Annotated in this window: 15 protein-coding genes; 7 read left to right on the top strand and 8 right to left on the bottom strand. The window is 60.6% G+C overall.

Features of this window, described 5'->3' with window-relative positions; translation table 11 throughout:
* Window positions 1-28 precede the first annotated feature (28 nt).
* The gene (locus APH41_RS04035) at window positions 29-1,045 is read left to right on the top strand and encodes a DUF4917 family protein (protein ID WP_054917604.1); all 1,017 of its coding nucleotides are present in this window, start codon (window positions 29-31) and stop codon (window positions 1,043-1,045) included.
* Window positions 1,046-1,158: 113 nt separating this feature from the next.
* Here APH41_RS04035 and APH41_RS04030 read toward each other — a convergent pair whose 3' ends face one another.
* Entirely contained in the window at window positions 1,159-1,686 is a 528-nt protein-coding gene (locus APH41_RS04030) for a helix-turn-helix domain-containing protein (protein ID WP_054898731.1), read from the bottom strand.
* Window positions 1,687-1,846: 160 nt separating this feature from the next.
* Between APH41_RS04030 and APH41_RS04025 the strand changes: the two genes are divergently transcribed.
* Window positions 1,847-2,629 (top strand): aldolase, encoded by a 783-nt coding sequence (locus APH41_RS04025; RefSeq protein WP_034126544.1) that lies wholly within the window; start codon window positions 1,847-1,849, stop codon window positions 2,627-2,629.
* A 30-nt stretch (window positions 2,630-2,659) separates the two neighbouring features.
* Window positions 2,660-3,538, top strand: coding sequence for a dihydrodipicolinate synthase family protein (locus APH41_RS04020; protein ID WP_054917603.1), 879 nt, complete (start codon window positions 2,660-2,662; stop codon window positions 3,536-3,538).
* 48 nt (window positions 3,539-3,586) lie between these two features.
* Here the strand turns inward: APH41_RS04020 and APH41_RS04015 are convergent, their stop codons facing one another.
* Window positions 3,587-3,919: a YegP family protein gene (locus APH41_RS04015; protein WP_054917601.1), complete on the bottom strand. Its 333-nt coding sequence runs from the start codon at window positions 3,917-3,919 to the stop codon at window positions 3,587-3,589.
* 168 nt (window positions 3,920-4,087) lie between these two features.
* Between APH41_RS04015 and APH41_RS04010 the strand changes: the two genes are divergently transcribed.
* The 3 genes from APH41_RS04010 to APH41_RS04000 all read left to right on the top strand — a co-directional run bounded on the left by APH41_RS04010 (window position 4,088) and on the right by APH41_RS04000 (window position 8,272).
* A complete protein-coding gene (locus APH41_RS04010; protein ID WP_034126541.1) occupies window positions 4,088-4,627 on the top strand; it encodes an RNA polymerase sigma factor in 540 nt (179 codons plus the stop codon).
* Window positions 4,624-5,592 carry a FecR domain-containing protein gene (locus tag APH41_RS04005; protein WP_054917599.1) on the top strand — a complete coding sequence of 323 codons (969 nt, stop codon included), beginning with the start codon at window positions 4,624-4,626 and terminating at the stop codon, window positions 5,590-5,592. Before APH41_RS04010 ends, APH41_RS04005 begins: the two co-directional genes overlap by 4 nt.
* A gap of 127 nt (window positions 5,593-5,719) precedes the next feature.
* A complete protein-coding gene (locus APH41_RS04000) occupies window positions 5,720-8,272 on the top strand; it encodes a TonB-dependent receptor (RefSeq protein WP_054917596.1) in 2,553 nt (850 codons plus the stop codon).
* Window positions 8,273-8,825: 553 nt separating this feature from the next.
* On the opposite strand, the gene APH41_RS03995 is transcribed toward APH41_RS04000, so the two are convergent.
* The 4 genes from APH41_RS03995 to APH41_RS03980 all read right to left on the bottom strand — a co-directional run bounded on the left by APH41_RS03995 (window position 8,826) and on the right by APH41_RS03980 (window position 12,271).
* Window positions 8,826-10,043, bottom strand: a complete 1,218-nt coding sequence (locus APH41_RS03995) for an SAM-dependent methyltransferase (RefSeq protein WP_054917595.1) — start codon at window positions 10,041-10,043, stop codon at window positions 8,826-8,828.
* A gap of 220 nt (window positions 10,044-10,263) precedes the next feature.
* Window positions 10,264-10,881 carry a TPM domain-containing protein gene (locus tag APH41_RS03990; protein ID WP_034126537.1) on the bottom strand — a complete coding sequence of 206 codons (618 nt, stop codon included), beginning with the start codon at window positions 10,879-10,881 and terminating at the stop codon, window positions 10,264-10,266.
* A gap of 31 nt (window positions 10,882-10,912) precedes the next feature.
* The gene (locus tag APH41_RS29560) at window positions 10,913-11,641 is read right to left on the bottom strand and encodes a YgcG family protein (protein WP_054917592.1); all 729 of its coding nucleotides are present in this window, start codon (window positions 11,639-11,641) and stop codon (window positions 10,913-10,915) included.
* A gap of 18 nt (window positions 11,642-11,659) precedes the next feature.
* Window positions 11,660-12,271 carry a LemA family protein gene (locus APH41_RS03980; RefSeq protein ID WP_014717327.1) on the bottom strand — a complete coding sequence of 204 codons (612 nt, stop codon included), beginning with the start codon at window positions 12,269-12,271 and terminating at the stop codon, window positions 11,660-11,662.
* Between the two features lie 241 nt (window positions 12,272-12,512).
* On the opposite strand from APH41_RS03980, the gene bglX reads away from it, so the two are divergent.
* The gene (gene bglX / locus APH41_RS03975; protein WP_054898726.1) at window positions 12,513-14,804 is read left to right on the top strand and encodes a beta-glucosidase BglX; all 2,292 of its coding nucleotides are present in this window, start codon (window positions 12,513-12,515) and stop codon (window positions 14,802-14,804) included.
* A 145-nt stretch (window positions 14,805-14,949) separates the two neighbouring features.
* Here bglX and APH41_RS03970 read toward each other — a convergent pair whose 3' ends face one another.
* Both APH41_RS03970 and APH41_RS03965 read right to left on the bottom strand, forming a co-directional pair.
* Entirely contained in the window at window positions 14,950-16,107 is a 1,158-nt protein-coding gene (locus APH41_RS03970) for a phosphatidylserine/phosphatidylglycerophosphate/cardiolipin synthase family protein (RefSeq protein ID WP_034126534.1), read from the bottom strand.
* A gap of 1 nt (window position 16,108) precedes the next feature.
* A complete protein-coding gene (locus APH41_RS03965) occupies window positions 16,109-16,690 on the bottom strand; it encodes a YceI family protein (RefSeq protein WP_054898725.1) in 582 nt (193 codons plus the stop codon).
* Window positions 16,691-16,854 lie beyond the last annotated feature (164 nt).

Below are 16,854 nucleotides of genomic sequence, written 5' to 3'. Positions count from 1 at the left end.
CCAGCCGATTTCGAGTAGACCCGCCGCAATGAAGGATTTCCAGGATATTAACGCCCACCTTGAAGACTGGAGCGCCCTGCGCGCTGCCGTCGACTTCAGCGGGATTCTGATCGGCAACGGCGCCAGCCGCACGATCTGGGAAGACTTTGCCTACGACTCGCTGTTCGAAAACGCCCGTACCGTCGAAGAAAAACCCCTGAGCGCCTCCGAACTCAGCGTGTTCGACGCCTTGCAAACCCGCAGTTTCGAGCAAGCCCTGGGCGCCTTGAAAACCACCAGCCGGGTCAACAAGGCCCTGGCGGTCAGCTCGGCGGCGCCGCGTAACCGTTACTACGCGATCAAGGAAGCACTGATCAACACCATCCATGCCGTGCACATTCCCTGGCGCCTGGTGCAACCGTCGACGCTGGCGACGATCAACGCGGAGCTGGCCACCTACGCCACCGTATTCACCAGTAACTACGATTTGCTCAACTACTGGGCGACCCTGCACGCACCGGGTATCGACGACCTGTTTCGCAGCGCCGACTCAAGCTTCGACCTGCGCAATACGCGCACCGACATCACCCGCATCCTGTACCTGCACGGAGGCCTGCACCTGGTGCGCAACCTCGACGGCACGGCGCGCAAATTGCCGTCCACCGACAGCACCCTGCTCAGCAGTTTTGCCATCAACAACACGATCAAGACCCTCGACGATGTGCCGCTGTTTGTCAGTGAAGGCAAGGTGGAGGAGAAACTCAAAAGTATCCGCAGTTCGGATTATCTGTCGTTCTGTTATGAACAGCTATTGAGCCATGAAGGCGCGCTGTGCATCTTCGGGCATGACTTGGGGCCGCAGGATAAACACCTGGTAGAAGCTATCGGCCAGGCCCGCATCAGCACCCTGGCGATCTCGGTGTCGGGGCGCAGTGATGGGTTTGTTCGTCAGCAGAAGCGGCGGTATCTGGAGCTGTTCGAGGGCTCTAATGTGGAACTGAGGTTCTTTACCGCGCGTACGCACCCACTGGGCAATCCGGCATTGTCCGTCCCTGTAGAACGCTGAGCAAAATGTGGGAGCTGGCTTGCCTGCGATGGCGGTGGGTCAGCGACAGATTGGGCACCGATAAACCGCTATCGCAGGCAAGCCATTGAATGCATTTCAAGTCGGGCTCAGTCTCACTCCTCAGCGCTGTGCACCACCACCAGCAACTGCGCCTGCACCTCTCCCACCGAGCGAATCCGGTGGGGTTTCTGCGCGTTGAAATGCAGCGCATCACCTCGCGCCAACAGCACGCGCTCGTTCATGAAATCCACCTCAACCTGGCCTTCATGCACGAATAAAAACTCCTCCCCCAGGTGCTCCTTGAAGGTCTTGTCGGTGAACTCCGCCGGCGGATAAATGATGAACGGCAGCAGGCTGCGCTCGCTGACTTGGTGGGCCAGCACCGCATAACCCGGCGAGGTGTCGGGCCGCTCATGGCTGCGCACCAGGCTGTAGCTGTCGAGGCTGACGTTGTCTTCGCTGAACAATTCTTCGACCTTCACGTTCAACGCCTTGGCGAGTTTCAACGCCGCTGCGATGGATGGCGTATTAAGCCCGCGTTCGACTTTCGACAGGTAACTCTTGGTCATCCCGGATTTTTCGGCCAGGGCCTCCAGGGTCACGCCAAGTTTTTTTCTTAATATTTTCAAGCGGATAGACATGTGCTGCGGTTAATCCCTGCAGAAAGCGATGATACAGGCTTGCCAATGACACAAAGTGTCATATAGCATCTTTAGTGTCATTTGCATTCACCCAACGACCTTGCGAGCAGCGGGCGACCAGCAAATCCGACGTCCATTGAACCACCCAAAGGACACCGATATGGCCAAGACATTAGCACTCCCAAAAGACCAACTGGTCAAGCAAGCACTGAGCCAGATGCAAAACAGCCTGGCAGATAATACGTGGACCGACCGGCAAAAGCTGGCGCTGACCTGCCGAATCCTGTTCGAGTACGGCCACGACTCCGGCCTGGCCGGGCAGATCACCGCACGTGGGCCGACGCCCGGCACCTACTACACCCAGCAACTGGGCCTGGGTTTTGACGAAATCACGGCCAGCAATCTGTTGCTGGTCAACGAAGACCTCGAAGTACTGGAAGGCCATGGCATTCCCAACCCCGCCAACCGTTTTCACACCTGGGTGTACCGCGGCCGCCCGGATGTAAACTGCATCATCCACACACACCCCACGCACATTGCCGCGCTGTCGATGCTGGAAGTGCCGTTGCAGGTGTCGCACATGGACCTTTGCCCGCTGTACGAAGATTGCGCGTTCCTGGAGGCCTGGCCCGGCGTACCGGTGGGCAATGAAGAAGGGGAAATCATCACCGCGGCCCTGGGCGACAAGCGCGCCATTCTGCTCTCGCACCACGGCCAGTTGTCCACTGGGGCCAGCATCGAAGAAGCCTGCGTGATTGCGCAGTTGATCGAACGGGCTGCCAAGTTGCAGTTGCTGGCGATGTCTGCTGGTACCGTCAAACCGATCCTGCCGGAGCTGGGGCGCGAGGCCCACGACTGGATCTCCAAACCCAAACGCCACGGCGCCGCGTTCAACTATTACGCCCGGCAAAACCTGCGCAAGCACGCCGATTGCCTGAACTGATTGCCCCCCTTTTCGACCGGAGTTTCCCCCATGTCCAACCCAACCATTCACGGCATCATCGGCTACACCATCACGCCCTTCAGCGCCGACGGCCAACGCGTTGACCTCGACGCCCTCGGGCACTCCATCGACCGCTTGATCAACAGCGGCGTCCACGCCATTGCGCCCTTGGGCAGCACGGGCGAAGGCGCTTACCTGAGCGATGCCGAGTGGGATGAAGTCAGCGCCTACAGCATCAAGAAAGTCGCCAAGCGCGTGCCGACCATTGTCAGCGTGTCCGACCTGACCACCGCCAAGGCCGTGCGCCGCGCCCGCTACGCCGAAGAGCACGGCGCCGATGTGGTCATGGTGCTGCCGGCCTCGTACTGGAAACTCAGTGACGCGGAAATCCTCGCTCACTACGCCGCCATCGGCGACAGCATCGGCGTGCCGATCATGCTCTACAACAACCCGGCCACCAGCGGCACCGACATGTCGGTGGAGCTGATCCTGCGTATCCTCAAGCAGGTCGAGAACGTGACCATGGTCAAGGAGAGCACTGGCGACATCCAGCGCATGCACCAGTTGAAACTGCAGAGTGACGTGCCGTTCTACAACGGTTGCAACCCGCTGGCGCTGGAAGCCTTCGCGGCTGGCGCCAAAGGCTGGTGCACCGCGGCGCCGAACCTGATCCCGCAACTGAACCTGAGCTTGTATCAGGCCGTACTGGCCGATGATTTGAGCAAGGCGCGGGAGCTGTTCTACCGACAGTTGCCATTGCTGCAATTCATCCTCAAAGGCGGGCTGCCGGCGACGATCAAGGCCGGGTTGCGCTTGACCGGGTTGGAGGTGGGTAATCCGCGCTTGCCGGTGTTCCCGTTGGGTGAGGCAGGGATCGGACAGCTCAAAGCGTTGCTGTCATCGGTATAAAAAACGCCCGGCTCTCACGAGCCGGGCGCAGGTCTTCTTGCACAACCGTCAGGTCTTGTCCTTGATAGTGACACTGGGACCATTGGTCTTGACGCTGGCAATGCCATTGTCTCGTGCGGCTGTAGAGGTGTACTGCTCACTGCTGCCGATCACTTGATGATTGGCCGCCTTGAGGTTGAAGAACGGTTGGCCGTTGCTGGCCACTTTTTTCTCATAACGTTCATCATGTGGGCTGTTTGCCTGCACTGAAGCAATGCCGGCTTCAGTAGCACCGCGGGTGGTGTAAAGCTCGCTGGTCAATATGGTTTCTGCGTTCGCCGCCTTAAGCACGAAACGAAACTGCCCGTTACTGCTTTTACTCAACTCATACCATCCAGCCATGACTTTCTCCTTTGAGTGGGATATCGCTCCCAAACTTGTAGGATTAAAGGCCATGCCCCAATTTTTTCCAGCCAAACACGGGAGATCTATTTAGCTGGAGACAAATGACAATAGTTCTCGATATCATTCGCGACTTTTCCACGTCGTACTTCGTCAAGAAGGGTATCCATGTCTCGTCCCCAGCCCGACCCGTCGGCGGCCGATGCCTGTCGCGGGTTTTATGCAGACATTCTGTATTTCCTGCGTAAACGCACGGACAACGCCAGCGACGCGGCGGACATGGCCCAGGATGTGTTTACCCAATGGCTGGGCTACCGCGACCGTGCCAAGGTCGAGCAGCCACGGGCGTTTCTGTTCCAGATGGCGCGCAACCTGCTGCGCGATCACTGGCGCAAACAGAAGGTACGGCAAACCGTCCACCCTGATCACGCCGAAATGGATGCCGAGCCGGTCACCGACGAGCACAACGACCCCATGGCCGCCGCCCTTCGCCTGCAACGCCTGGAACAGTTGAAAGAAGTCCTTGCCGAACTCTCGCCGCGCCGACGAGAAGCCCTTATGCTGCACCGCTTCGAAGGCTTGAGCCAGGCGCAGATAGCAACGCGCATGGGCATCTCCACCAGCATGGTGGAAAAGCACATCGCCTTTGCCCTGCTGCACTGCAAGCGCCGCCTTCAACCCGCCCCCGGCACGGAGCAGCCAGAATGAACCGCCCGAGCGACACAGACGCGCTGGACAGCCAAGCGAGCGATTGCATCGACGCCCAAGCCGCCAGTTGGTTTGCACGCAACCGCAACGAAGCAAGCCGCGCCGACCGTAAAGCCTTTGCCGACTGGCAGGCGGTGCCCGCGCATGCGCGCGCCTATGCCGAATTCGAACAGCTGTGGGCCGACCTCGCCCAGTTGCAACAACTGAACAAACCGTTGGCACTGCCCAAGCGCAAGCCCAGCCTTTGGCGCCCTGCCCTGGCGATGGCCGCCGCCCTGCTCTGCGCCGTGCTGGCGACCTCTATCGGCGCACCGCGCGAGCTGTATCACAACCAGGTTGCCACCCATGCCAAGGGCGTGCGCACTTTGAATCTGCCAGATGGCAGTACCTTGTATGTGAATGCCAACACCCATATCCGCGTGGACTTCAGCGCCCATCAACGGGTGCTGCATCTGGACAAAGGCCAGCTGTACATCGAAGTGGCCCCCGACAAGGAACGCCCCCTCTACGTGCAGGCCGGCGAGTCGAGCGTACGGGTGGTGGGCACGGCTTTCGATGTGCGCCGTGGGCAGCAGCAATTGGTGGTCAGCGTTGCCCATGGCCAGGTCGCTTTCGCGCCAAATGGCGAAAGCCCCGTCACCCTGCTCGACGCCCAGCAACGGGCCTCATACAACTACGCCAAAGGCACCGTGCAATCGCAAAGCCTCAGCGCCGAAGAGATCGCCGATTGGCGCAGCGGGCATTTGTCGTTTCGCAATCGAGAGCTGGCCAGCCTGATCGACGAACTTAGCCTCTACCGTCCACAGACGCCGTTGCAGGTCAGCAAGGCCGTCGCGCAGCTCAAGGTGTCGGGCAACCTTGATGTGAGCGACCCGGACGCCCTGCTCAACGCCTTGCCCGCGCTGTTGCCAGTGAAAACCGTGCTTTCGGCGGATGGCATCATGAGAATCGAGCCGAGCAAATAAACGGCAGAAACCACACATGAGAATATTTTGCATTCGCATGTGTGGTTTTTTTTGCCTGCCCCGTCTTCCTCCTGTCTGTGTTTGATACGCACACCTTTTTGGCTATTTAGCCGCTCCGGGGGATTTCATGTTTCGCGCGCCTTGCCACGCTTCGCACCTGTTTCTTCGACCGACACTCATGGCTACGTGCCTGGCCTTGAGCCTCAGCGCCGAAGCCGAGTCGCTCAAGCTGCACCTGCCGGCCCAGTCGCTGGCCACGTCCCTGAGCCAGGTGGCCCAGCAAGCGAAAATCCAGCTGCTGTTCGATGAAACCCTGCTCAAGAACGTGCAGGCCCCAGCGCTTGACGGTAACTACACCCCGGAAGTGGCCATCCGTTCCCTGCTCAAAAACGGTGAGCTCAACCTGATCAAGGTCGGCAGTACCTATGTGGTGCGCCCCGACGAGGGCAAAACCACCACCGGTGGCGCGATCCAGTTGGACACCCTGAGCGTGATCGGTACCGGCAATGAGGTAAACGCCAGCACCGTCAACCGCTCCACCCTGACCCAGGCCGACATCGACCGTTACCAGTCCAATAACATTCCCAGCCTGTTGCAGACCTTGCCCGGTGTCAGCCAGGGCGGCTCGCTGAAGCCCGGCGGCCAGACCATCAACATCCGTGGTTTCGGCGATGCCGAAGACGTGCCGCTGACCGTTGACGGTGCCACCAAGACAGGCTTTGAGCGTTACCAGCAAGGCACGGTGTTTATCGAGCCCGAGCTGATCAAGCGCATCGAAGTGGAAAAAGGCCCCAACTCGCCGTTCACCGGTAATGGCGGCTTCGGCGGTACGGTCAACATGGTCACCAAGGACGCCCCGGACCTGCTCAAGGACGGCCGCAACAGCGGTGCGATGCTCAAATATGGCTACTCCAGCAACGACCATGAACAGGTCTACAGCAGTGCCGTCTATGGCCGTACCGACGACGGCCGTTTCGATGCGCTGGCCTACCTGACCCAACGCGACGGCGGCGATATGAAGGTGGCCGCCAAATTGCCCAACGACAACAATGAGTACCCAATCAACCCCCAGCGCTTGCCCAACAGCGCCCAGGATGTGGACGGCAAGCTGTTCAAGGTCAACGCGCACTTTACCGATGAGCACAGTGTCGGGCTGTCGTACTCGCGCTCCCACAGCAACCGCTGGACCCCGTTTTCCGCCGCCAGCTACCCCACGCCACCGACCCAGTTCAACATCGACCGCTACGGCTACGAAGGCGCGTTGAAGCGCTTCCTCGCCCACCGTGACACGGTCGACACCACCTGGTCGGGCAAGTATGAATACCAGCCGCTGGACAACCCGCTGGTGGACTTGACCATCAAGTACTCCCAGTCCAACACCGAGCAGACCGATGAGCGTGACGCCACGGCGTTTTTCCAGTTGGCCACCGGCGGGCGCAAGATGGACACCGCCTACACCGACAAGCTCCTGGATATCCGTAACGTCAGCCTGTTTGAAACCGGCCCCTTGCAGCATGCCGTGACGGTCGGCGGGCAAATCCGCAAGCACACCCGCGAAACCGAGATGTGGATGCCCGGCGCCACCTACAACACGCCGCGCTACAACTACGGGCACTTTCAGCCGGGCTTTATGCCCCACGGCAAAGTCGATACCAACAGCTTCTTTATCCAGGACGCGGTGACGTTGGGCGACGTGACGATCACGCCGTCGCTGCGCTATGACCATGTGCGCAACCGCGGCGAAGGCAACGATGCGCCCTACTACAACAACCCGGCAGTGGGTCACGACTACAGCGACCGCACCTACACCGGCTGGTCGCCACGCCTGGCGCTATTCTGGACCGTGACGCCGAATGTGGGGCTGTTCGCCAACTGGAGCCAGACCTGGCGCGCCCCGGTGATCGACGAACAATACGAAGTGCAGGGCGTGGGCAGTCGCACCGCCACCAGCGTCGACCTGGACCCGGAGCGCATCACCTCGATCACCCTGGGCAACATCACCAGCTTCGATAACCTGCTCGCCCAGGACGACAACTTGCAACTGCGCACCACCCTGTTTCACAACAAAGTCGAAGACGAGATCTTCAAGGCCACCGGCGTGGGTTGCCAGAACCAGGCTGTCAATGGCGGCAGCATCGCTTCAGCTTGCCCGCCTGGGCCGATGTCCAACTACCGCAATATCGGCAGCCTGACCATCAAGGGCGTTGAGCTCGAATCGATCTACAACTCCACCTACCTGTTTGGCTCGGTGTCGTTCGCCTATGCCAAGGGCCAGCACCAAGGCGCCTACACCAATCCCTGGGGCCCGGACGTGGCCGCGCGGGATATTCCGCCGACCAAATGGGTGCTGGTACTGGGCACTCACATCCCGGCCTGGGATGCCCAGGTGGGCTGGATGAGCCAATTCATCGGCGCCACCGACCGCCTGCCCAGCGACAAATACTCTGGCGGCCCGGGCTCCAGCATCGGCGATGTGTTCTACGACCAGTACGGCAACAAGCGCTACAACACCCAGGGCCTGTTCGCCAAATGGACACCACAGCAGGCATATCTCAAAGGCACCGAGGTGAACTTCACGGTGGACAACCTGTTCAACAAAAACTTCCGCCCGGCCTTGAGCGGCGACCGGGCGTACACCAAGGGGCGTGATGCGAAGATCAGCGTGACGCGGTTCTTCTAAGCACACACGCATTCCAACTGTGTGTGTGGCTTGCCTGCGATAGCCATAGGTATCTACACAACTGTGCAGTTCGCCGCAGCCACCGGTAACCACGATGCGAAGCGAGCCGCTCTTGATCTTGATCTGCTTGTGATCTTGATCTCAGGCGCCCCGTTAAACCACGCTGGCCGGAATTCGCCAGTGATTTGGGGGGTAAACCGGCAGGGATGCCGGTTTAGCCGCCCCGCGCCATGGATGGCGCGTGGCGGCGGCCCCCAAAATCACTGGCGGATTACGGGCACACCGAGCCTAGGCGAGGTGCCGAGTGGTGGGGCAAGAGCGTTTTGCTTACTTTGCCGCTTTTGCAAAGTGAGCCGCCGTCAGGGCGGAACCCTAAGTGGCCGTTACCTAAATAACGGATATGTACTCAGTCTGATCCCACATCCCGGTCGGCTGTCAGGCCGTCTTCGCAGGCAAGCCAGCTCCCACATTTGGATCGCGGGGCGTCAGGTAGATATGCGCTGGCCGCCGGGGCCGTCACGGGAGCAAGCTCCCACACGGAACCGCGCCCATTTCAGGCCAGGTAGCCATCCCCGCACAACAGGGTTTCCAAGCAGTGTTCGGTGATGTGATAAAACGCCTTGAGCTCCTGGATTTTTGCCAATAGCTGCGCGTTGTCCACAGGCTCGGCACGTTTGACCGCCAGGATCATCTTGTTCTTGTTGGTGTGTTCCAGCGAGATGAACTCGAACACCTTGGTCTCATAGCCACAGGCTTCAAGGAACAATGCGCGCAGGCTGTCGGTGACCATTTCCGCCTGCTGGCCCAGGTGCAGGCCGTATTGCAGCATCGGCTTGAGCAACGCCGGGCTCTGGATCTGCAGGCGGATCTGTTTGTGGCAGCACGGCGAGCACATAATGATCGACGCACCGGAACGGATGCCGGTGTGGATCGCGTAGTCGGTGGCGATGTCGCAGGCATGCAAGGCAATCATCACGTCCAGCTCACTGGGCGCCACGCTGCGTACATCGCCGCATTTGAACACCAGCCCCGGATGCTCCAGGCGTGCGGCGGCGCTGTTGCAGAGGGTGACCATGTCTTCACGCAACTCGACACCGGTGACCTCGCCCTCCGCCTTGAGGGTATTGCGCAGGTAATCGTGAATGGCGAAGGTCAGGTAGCCCTTGCCCGAGCCGAAATCGGCGACACGCACCGGGCGGTCGAGCTGCAACGGCGACGACGTCAGCGCATGGCTGAACACTTCGATGAACTTGTTGATCTGCTTCCACTTGCGCGACATCGAGGGGATCAGCGCCTGCTTGGCGTCGGTCACGCCCAGGTCGGCGAGGAACGGCCGGCTCAGGTCGAGGAAGCGATTTTTTTCGCGGTTATGCTCAGCCGAAGGCGCCTCGCGCAGTTGCTGCGGTTTGCTTTTGAACAGCGAGCTTTTGTTCTTCTTGCTGTATTCCAACTGGGCTTCGTCGGTCAGCGCCAGCAAGTGCGCGTTCTTGAACGAGCTGGGCAACAGCTCGGCGATCGCCGCCACGCCGTCGGCCAAGGGGAAGTTCTTGGTGATGTCGCGGGTCTTGTAGCGATAGACGAACGACAGGCAAGGCTGCTCCTTGACCACCACCGGCTTGATGATCAGCCGCTGCAACTCGGCTTCCTCACCGACGTACTTGGCCAGCACCAGCTTGATAAAAGCGTTCTGGGCCAAGCTTGCGCTCAACAGTTCGATGAACTGGGCATGATGATCCGGCGCAGGGCGGGCAGGTTGAGCGGTGACGGACATGAACAAAAACGCCTCGGGTAAAGAATGCCGGGCATTTTAGGCGGGATGGGGGTTCAGGGCACGGGGTTATTTGATCAACGGTCAATCAACCCGAATAAGGATGCTGCCTTGTGTAGGAGCGAGCTTGCTCGCGAAAAACGTCAACGATAACGCGGGTGTCCTGAATGAGCGCGGCGTCGATGAGTTTTTCGCGAGCAAGCTCGCTCCTACAAAAAAGCAGTTATTCGAGTACAACCAGGCGATTGGGCAGTTCGTTGCGGGTTTGGGTAACGGGCACATGCACCTTGAGCAACTCGCCACAGGCTTCAACGCAGGCGATGAACCCGGCCAGCGTCTGCCCCTGTTTAACTTGCTGGGTAAACGCCTGGACAATAGCGTCCCAATTGCTGTCATCCAGGCGCTTGGAAATCCCGTCATCCACCAGGATCTCCACATAACGCTCGGCCTCGCTGACAAAAATCAGCACCCCGGTGCTGCCCACCGTGTGGTGCAGGTTCTGCTCCAGAAACTGCCGCCGCGCCAGGTTGGATGCACGCCAGTGGCGTACCGAACGCGGGATCAGCCGAGTAGTGACCTTGGGCAAGCGGAACACCAGGCACAGCACAATGAACGTCGCCCACTGCGCCACCAGCAAGGTGTACATGGTCAGGTAGCCCGACAGGTAATGCACCACACCCGGCACCACCAACGCGATCAAGCTCGCCCACAGCAACGGAATGTAGGCGTAGTCGTCGGCGCGCGCCGCCAGCACGGTGACCAACTCCGCGTCGGTGGTTTTCTCGACCCGGGCGATCGCTTCGGCGACTTGGCGCTGCTCGTGTTCAGTCAGTAATGCCATGGTTGTAGATGCTCTATTCTCGTTATTGTCATTACCAGCTGCCCGAAGCCCCGCCACCGCCAAAACCACCGCCGCCGCCGCGGAAACCACCGCCACCGCCGCCCCCACCGCCGCCGCGCCCGCTGCTGTTGAGAATCGCCAGCAGGATAGCGCCCACTGGCAAGCCCATGCGATTGCACAGCCACAGCACGCCGATCAGCAGAATAAACAGGCCGATGGAAAAACCGGGATTATCCATGGCGAAGTTCGCATCCGCCACATGGGCCGGCACCGCCAAGGGCTCACCGCCCACCACCTGGATCATCGCGGCCACACCGTCGCTGATGCCCTGGCTGAAATTGCCGGCCTTGAACTTGGGCAGGATCACCTGGTTGATGATCACCCAGGATTGCGCATCCGTCAGCACGCCTTCCAGGCCATACCCGACTTCGATGCGCAATTGGCGGTCATCACGGGAGACGATCAACAGCGCGCCGTTGTCCTTGCCCTTTTGGCCAATGCCCCACTGGCGGCCCAATTGATAACCGTAGTCCTCAATAGGCACGCCTTGCAGGTCGGGCACGGTGACCACCACCAACTGGTCGCCCGAGGTCTGCTCCAGCGCCTGCAGTTGCTGGGTCAGTTGCTCGCGCACCGCCGGGTCGATCATCTGCGCGCTGTCCACCACCCGCCCGGTCAGCGCCGGGAAGGTGAGCGCCGCCTGGGCCACGCCCACGCAGGCCAACAGCCACAGCGCCAGGCCTATCCGTAATAAACGCATCGACACCTCAGTGCAGCCTTATTTGAACTTCACTTGCGGCGCTTTATCGGCATCGGCGCTGGTGGCTTCAAACGTGGCGCGGATCGGCAAGTCGCTGTACATCACGCTGTGCCACAGGCGGCCCGGGAAGGTGCGGATCTCAGTGTTGTAAGCCTGTACGGCCTGTATAAAGTCACGGCGAGACACAGCGATACGGTTCTCGGTGCCTTCAAGTTGCGATTGCAAGGCCAGGAAGTTCTGGTTGGCCTTCAGGTCCGGGTAACGCTCGGACACCACCATCAAACGGCTGAGTGCGCCGCTCAGGCCATCCTGGGCTTGCTGGAACTGCTTGAGTTTTTCGGGGTTGTCCAGGGTGCTGGCATCCACCTGGATCGAGGTGGCCTTGGCCCGCGCTTCAATCACCGCGGTAAGGGTTTCCTGCTCGTGGGCGGCATACGCCTTCACCGTTTCTACCAGGTTGGGGATCAGGTCAGCACGGCGCTGGTACTGGTTCTGCACCTGGCCCCAGGCGGCCTTGGCCTGTTCGTCCAGCGTCGGGATGTTGTTGATGCCGCAACCGCTCAGCACGCTGCTGATCAGTAACAGCGCCGCAGCCTTGAAGCCCCAGCGATAAGTGTGTGCTGCTTGCATAGTGTTTCTCCTGCCCGATCTGATGGAATGTGACGACTAACCCTATAAACCACGCGCTTGGGGCATAATCCGCCACCACTGGAATGCTTTGAGCCAATCAGCTACAAAGATGCCCAGCGCGAAAAAGAGTTCAGAGTGTGCTGCATTTATCTGAACAACACCCGAACAACAATAGACGTTCCCCACATTTTGGCCGACAGCATCTCTCTGAATGCTGCGCAGTCGCCGAAAAAGGATATTCATGAAAAAGCTGTGTTTGCTCGGCCTTGTTGCCACTCTGGCCAGCCACCCCGTATGGGCAGAAACAAAGCCTGCTGCGCTTAACGACAAGGACGCCTTCGTCAGCGACCTGCTCAAGCAAATGACCCTGGATGAGAAGATCGGCCAATTGCGCCTGATCAGCATCGGCCCGGAAATGCCCCGCGAGCTGATCCGCAAGGAAATCGCCGCCGGCCGCATCGGCGGCACGTTCAACTCCATCACCCGCCCGGAAAACCGTCCGATGCAGGACGCGGCCATGCGCAGCCGCTTGAAGATCCCCATGTTCTTCGCCTACGACGTGATCCACGGCCACCGCACCATTTTCCCGATCAGCCTGGCCCTGGCCTCCAGCTGGGACATGGACGCCATTGGCCGCTCCGGGCGCATCGCCGCCCAGGAAGCCGCCGCCGACAGCCTCGATATCACGTTTGCACCAATGGTCGATATCTCCCGCGACCCGCGCTGGGGCCGCACTTCCGAAGGTTTCGGTGAAGACACCTACCTGGTGTCACGCATTGCCGAAGTGATGGTCAAGGCGTTCCAGGGCACCAGCCCCGCGAATGCCGACAGCCTCATGGCCAGCGTCAAGCACTTCGCCCTCTACGGCGCGGTGGAAGGCGGGCGCGACTACAACGTGGTCGACATGAGCCCGGTCAAGATGTACCAGGACTACCTGCCGCCCTACCACGCGGCGATCAAGGCTGGCTCCGGCGGCGTGATGGTCGCGCTCAACTCGATCAACGGCGTGCCTGCCACCGCCAACACCTGGCTGATGAACGACCTGCTGCGCAAGGACTGGGGCTTCAAGGGCCTGACCGTCAGCGACCACGGTGCGATCGTCGAGCTGATCAAGCACGGCGTGGCCAAGGACGGGCGTGAAGCCGCCAAGCTGGCGATCAAGGCCGGCATCGACATGAGCATGAACGACTCGCTGTACGGCAAGGAATTGCCGGGGCTGCTCAAGTCCGGCGAAATCCAGCAGAGCGACATCGACAACGCCGTGCGCGAAGTGCTCGGCGCCAAGTACGACATGGGCCTGTTCAAGGACCCGTACCTGCGCATCGGCAAGGCCGAGGATGACCCGGCCGACACCTACGCCGACAGCCGCCTGCACCGTGCCGAGGCCCGCGACATTGCGCGCCGCAGCCTGGTGTTGCTGAAAAACCACAACGACACCCTGCCGCTGAAAAAATCCGCGACCATTGCCCTTGTCGGCCCGCTGGCCAAGGCACCCATCGACATGATGGGCAGTTGGGCTGCTGCTGGCCGGCCTGCGCAATCGGTGACCCTGCTCGACGGCATGAACGCCGTGATCGGTGAAAAAGGCAAAGTGATCTATGCCCGTGGCGCCAACATCACCGGCGACAAAGCGGTGCTCGACTACCTCAACTTCCTCAACTTCGATGCCCCGGAAGTGGTGGATGACCCGCGCCCTGCCCAGGTGCTGATTGATGAAGCGGTGAAGGCGGCGAACAACGCCGACGTTATCGTCGCGGCGGTGGGCGAGTCCCGTGGCATGTCCCACGAATCGTCGAGCCGTACCGATCTGAACATCCCGCAAAGCCAGCGCGACTTGATCAAGGCCCTCAAAGCCACCGGCAAACCGCTGGTGCTGGTGTTGATGAACGGCCGTCCGCTGTCGATTCTCGAAGAGAACCAACAGGCCGACGCGATCCTGGAAACCTGGTTCGCAGGTACCGAAGGCGGCAACGCCATCGCCGACGTGCTGTTCGGTGACTACAACCCATCGGGCAAGCTGCCGATCACCTTCCCTCGTTCGGTGGGGCAGATTCCGACCTACTACAACCACCTGACCATCGGCCGGCCATTCACCCCAGGCAAGCCGGGCAACTACACCTCGCAGTACTTCGATGACACCACCGGCCCCCTGTTTCCGTTTGGCTATGGCCTGAGCTACACCACGTTCAGCCTGTCGGACATGGCACTGTCGTCCACCACGCTGAACAAGACCGGCAAGCTCGATGCCAGCGTCACCGTGAAGAACACTGGCAAGGTCGATGGCGAAACGGTTGTGCAGTTGTATATCCAGGACGTGGCCGGTTCGATGATCCGCCCGATCAAGGAGCTAAAGAATTTCCAGAAGGTCATGCTCAAGGCTGGCGAAGCGCGCACGCTGCACTTCACCATCACCGAGGACGACTTGAAGTTCTACAACGCCCAGCTCAAGTTCGCGGCGGAACCGGGTGAGTTCAATGTGCAGATCGGCTTGGATTCCCAGGATGTGCAGCAGCAAACCTTCGAACTGCTCTGATCTGAAGCTGTAAACACGGTCGCTGTAGGAGCTGGCTTTTGTGGGAGCTGGCTTGCCTGCGATACAGGCACCTCGGTTTGTCAGGTGTACCGAGGTGATGCTATCGCAGGCAAGCCAGCTCCCACAGTTGATTGAGGTGGCCCGACTAACCGCGCCGATCCAGCAGGTTCACCACCAACCGATCAATCCAGCCCCACACCCGCTGCTTCACCCGCCGCCACAATGGCCGCGCCTTCCATGCCTCCAGGCTCACCGCCTGGCTTTGGGCAAAGTCCGCTTCGAAACTGCCCACCACCGCTGCCGTCAACTGCGGGTCCAGCGCTTCGAGGTTGGCTTCCAGGTTGAAGCGCAGATTCCAGTGGTCGAAATTGCACGAGCCAATGCTCACCCAATCATCCACCAGCACCATCTTCAGGTGCAGGAAACACGGCTGGTATTCGAAGATCTGCACGCCTGAGCGCAGTAGGCGCGGGTAATAACGGTGCCCGGCGTAACGCACCGACGGGTGATCGGTGCGCGGGCCGGTGAGTAACAGACGCACATCCACACCGCGCCCTGCCGCCCGACGCAAGGCACGGCGCACGCTCCAGGTTGGCAGGAAGTACGGGGTCGCCAGCCAGATACGCCCCTTGCTGCTGTTCAAAGCACGAATCAACGATTGCAGGATGTCACGGTGCTGACGCGCATCGGCATACGCCACGCGGCCCAGCCCCGGCCCGGTGGCGGGCACCTTGGGCAAGCGAGGCAAACCAAAGTGGGTAGCCGGTTTCCACTCACGGCGCGCGGCGTTAGCGTGCCATTGCCGGTCGAACAGGGCCTGCCAGTCCAGCACCAGCGGGCCGCTGATCTGCACCATCACTTCATGCCAGTCGGCGGTGTCTTGCCCCGGCGTCCAGAACTCGTCGGTGACACCGGTGCCGCCGACCACCGCAATGCGCTGGTCGATCAGCAGTAGCTTTCGATGGTCGCGGTACAGGTTGCGCATCCAGCGCCGCCAATTCAGGCGGTTGTAAAAGCGCAGCGCCACGCCGGCATCGGTCAAGCGCTTGCGCAGCCCCAGGGTAAACGCCAGGCTGCCGTAATCGTCAAACAGGCAACGCACCTGCACGCCGCGTTCGGCGGCCAGTACCAGCGCCTGCACCATGGCCTCGGCGCAGGCCCCGGCTTCGACCAGGTACAACTCAAGATCAACCTGCTGCTCGGCCCGGGCGATACCCACCAGCATCTGTGGGAAGAAATTCGGCCCGTCGATCAGCAATTCGAATTGATTGGCGCTGCGCCACGGGAACACCGCGCCGCTCATGTCAGCGCGCCGTGAAGATCAGCACCGCACCCACCGGCACCGACAAACTGATCGATTTGAGCCCTGCCGCCTTACGCAAGGTAGCCACACCGGGCGCCAGGTCGAAATCCTCGGCATGCAGCACCACGGGCTCCAGGGTTACCACCTGGAAACGCCGCTCATCCAGGCGCGTGGCCAGCAGTTCGGCGCTGTAGGTCTGGGTCTTGCCGTGCAGCGTGACGCTCAAGGGCAGGCGCAATTCCAACTGCGCGCCGGACGCCAGGTCATTGATGGGCTGCAGATTGATCTGTGCGCTGATCTGCGCTTCGGGGAAGGTCTTGATCTCGAACAGCTCTTTACGCATGCGCTCGTCGCGCAACGGAATACCGCTGTTGATTGAGTCCAGCTCCACTTCCAGCCGAGCCGCGCCTTTGGCGTCGACTTTGCCGTGCAGCACCAGGAAGCGCTGGACTTCGGCAATCTCGGTGTTTTTGGTGGTGACGAAAGACAGGCGCGAGGATTCGTTATCCAGGTACCAATCGGCGTGGGCGGGCACAGCAGCAAAGGCCAGCAGCGCGAAGACCAGAGGTTTGACATTGAACATAAAGACTCATGGGGCAAAAAACCTGGGCGAACCTTAAGCGCAATCTCACAACCTGCGCAAATTCAATGTGGGAGCTGGCTTGCTGTGGCGAGGGAGCTTGCTCCCGTTCGACAGCGCAGCTGGAGCCGGCTTTTTGGGGGCGCTACGCACCCCAGCGGGAGCAA

The organism is Pseudomonas sp. NBRC 111138 (genome assembly GCF_001320835.1).
Taxonomy (GTDB): domain Bacteria; phylum Pseudomonadota; class Gammaproteobacteria; order Pseudomonadales; family Pseudomonadaceae; genus Aquipseudomonas; species Aquipseudomonas paracarnis.
The sequence above is the reverse complement of the archived record's forward strand: the minus strand, read 5'-3'. Positions and strand labels throughout refer to the sequence as shown.

Excerpts from the sequence above, each read along its gene's own strand:
- APH41_RS04035 (WP_054917604.1), top strand. The coding sequence starts at position 29 with ATGAAGGATTTCCAGGATATTAACGCCCACCTTGAAGACTGGAGCGCC.
- APH41_RS04030 (WP_054898731.1), bottom strand. The coding sequence starts at position 1,686 with ATGTCTATCCGCTTGAAAATATTAAGAAAAAAACTTGGCGTGACCCTG.
- APH41_RS04025 (WP_034126544.1), top strand. The coding sequence starts at position 1,847 with ATGGCCAAGACATTAGCACTCCCAAAAGACCAACTGGTCAAGCAAGCA.
- APH41_RS04020 (WP_054917603.1), top strand. The coding sequence starts at position 2,660 with ATGTCCAACCCAACCATTCACGGCATCATCGGCTACACCATCACGCCC.
- APH41_RS04015 (WP_054917601.1), bottom strand. The coding sequence starts at position 3,919 with ATGGCTGGATGGTATGAGTTGAGTAAAAGCAGTAACGGGCAGTTTCGT.
- APH41_RS04010 (WP_034126541.1), top strand. The coding sequence starts at position 4,088 with ATGTCTCGTCCCCAGCCCGACCCGTCGGCGGCCGATGCCTGTCGCGGG.
- APH41_RS04005 (WP_054917599.1), top strand. The coding sequence starts at position 4,624 with ATGAACCGCCCGAGCGACACAGACGCGCTGGACAGCCAAGCGAGCGAT.
- APH41_RS04000 (WP_054917596.1), top strand. The coding sequence starts at position 5,720 with ATGTTTCGCGCGCCTTGCCACGCTTCGCACCTGTTTCTTCGACCGACA.
- APH41_RS03995 (WP_054917595.1), bottom strand. The coding sequence starts at position 10,043 with ATGTCCGTCACCGCTCAACCTGCCCGCCCTGCGCCGGATCATCATGCC.
- APH41_RS03990 (WP_034126537.1), bottom strand. The coding sequence starts at position 10,881 with ATGGCATTACTGACTGAACACGAGCAGCGCCAAGTCGCCGAAGCGATC.
- APH41_RS29560 (WP_054917592.1), bottom strand. The coding sequence starts at position 11,641 with ATGCGTTTATTACGGATAGGCCTGGCGCTGTGGCTGTTGGCCTGCGTG.
- APH41_RS03980 (WP_014717327.1), bottom strand. The coding sequence starts at position 12,271 with ATGCAAGCAGCACACACTTATCGCTGGGGCTTCAAGGCTGCGGCGCTG.
- bglX (WP_054898726.1), top strand. The coding sequence starts at position 12,513 with ATGAAAAAGCTGTGTTTGCTCGGCCTTGTTGCCACTCTGGCCAGCCAC.
- APH41_RS03970 (WP_034126534.1), bottom strand. The coding sequence starts at position 16,107 with ATGAGCGGCGCGGTGTTCCCGTGGCGCAGCGCCAATCAATTCGAATTG.
- APH41_RS03965 (WP_054898725.1), bottom strand. The coding sequence starts at position 16,690 with ATGTTCAATGTCAAACCTCTGGTCTTCGCGCTGCTGGCCTTTGCTGCT.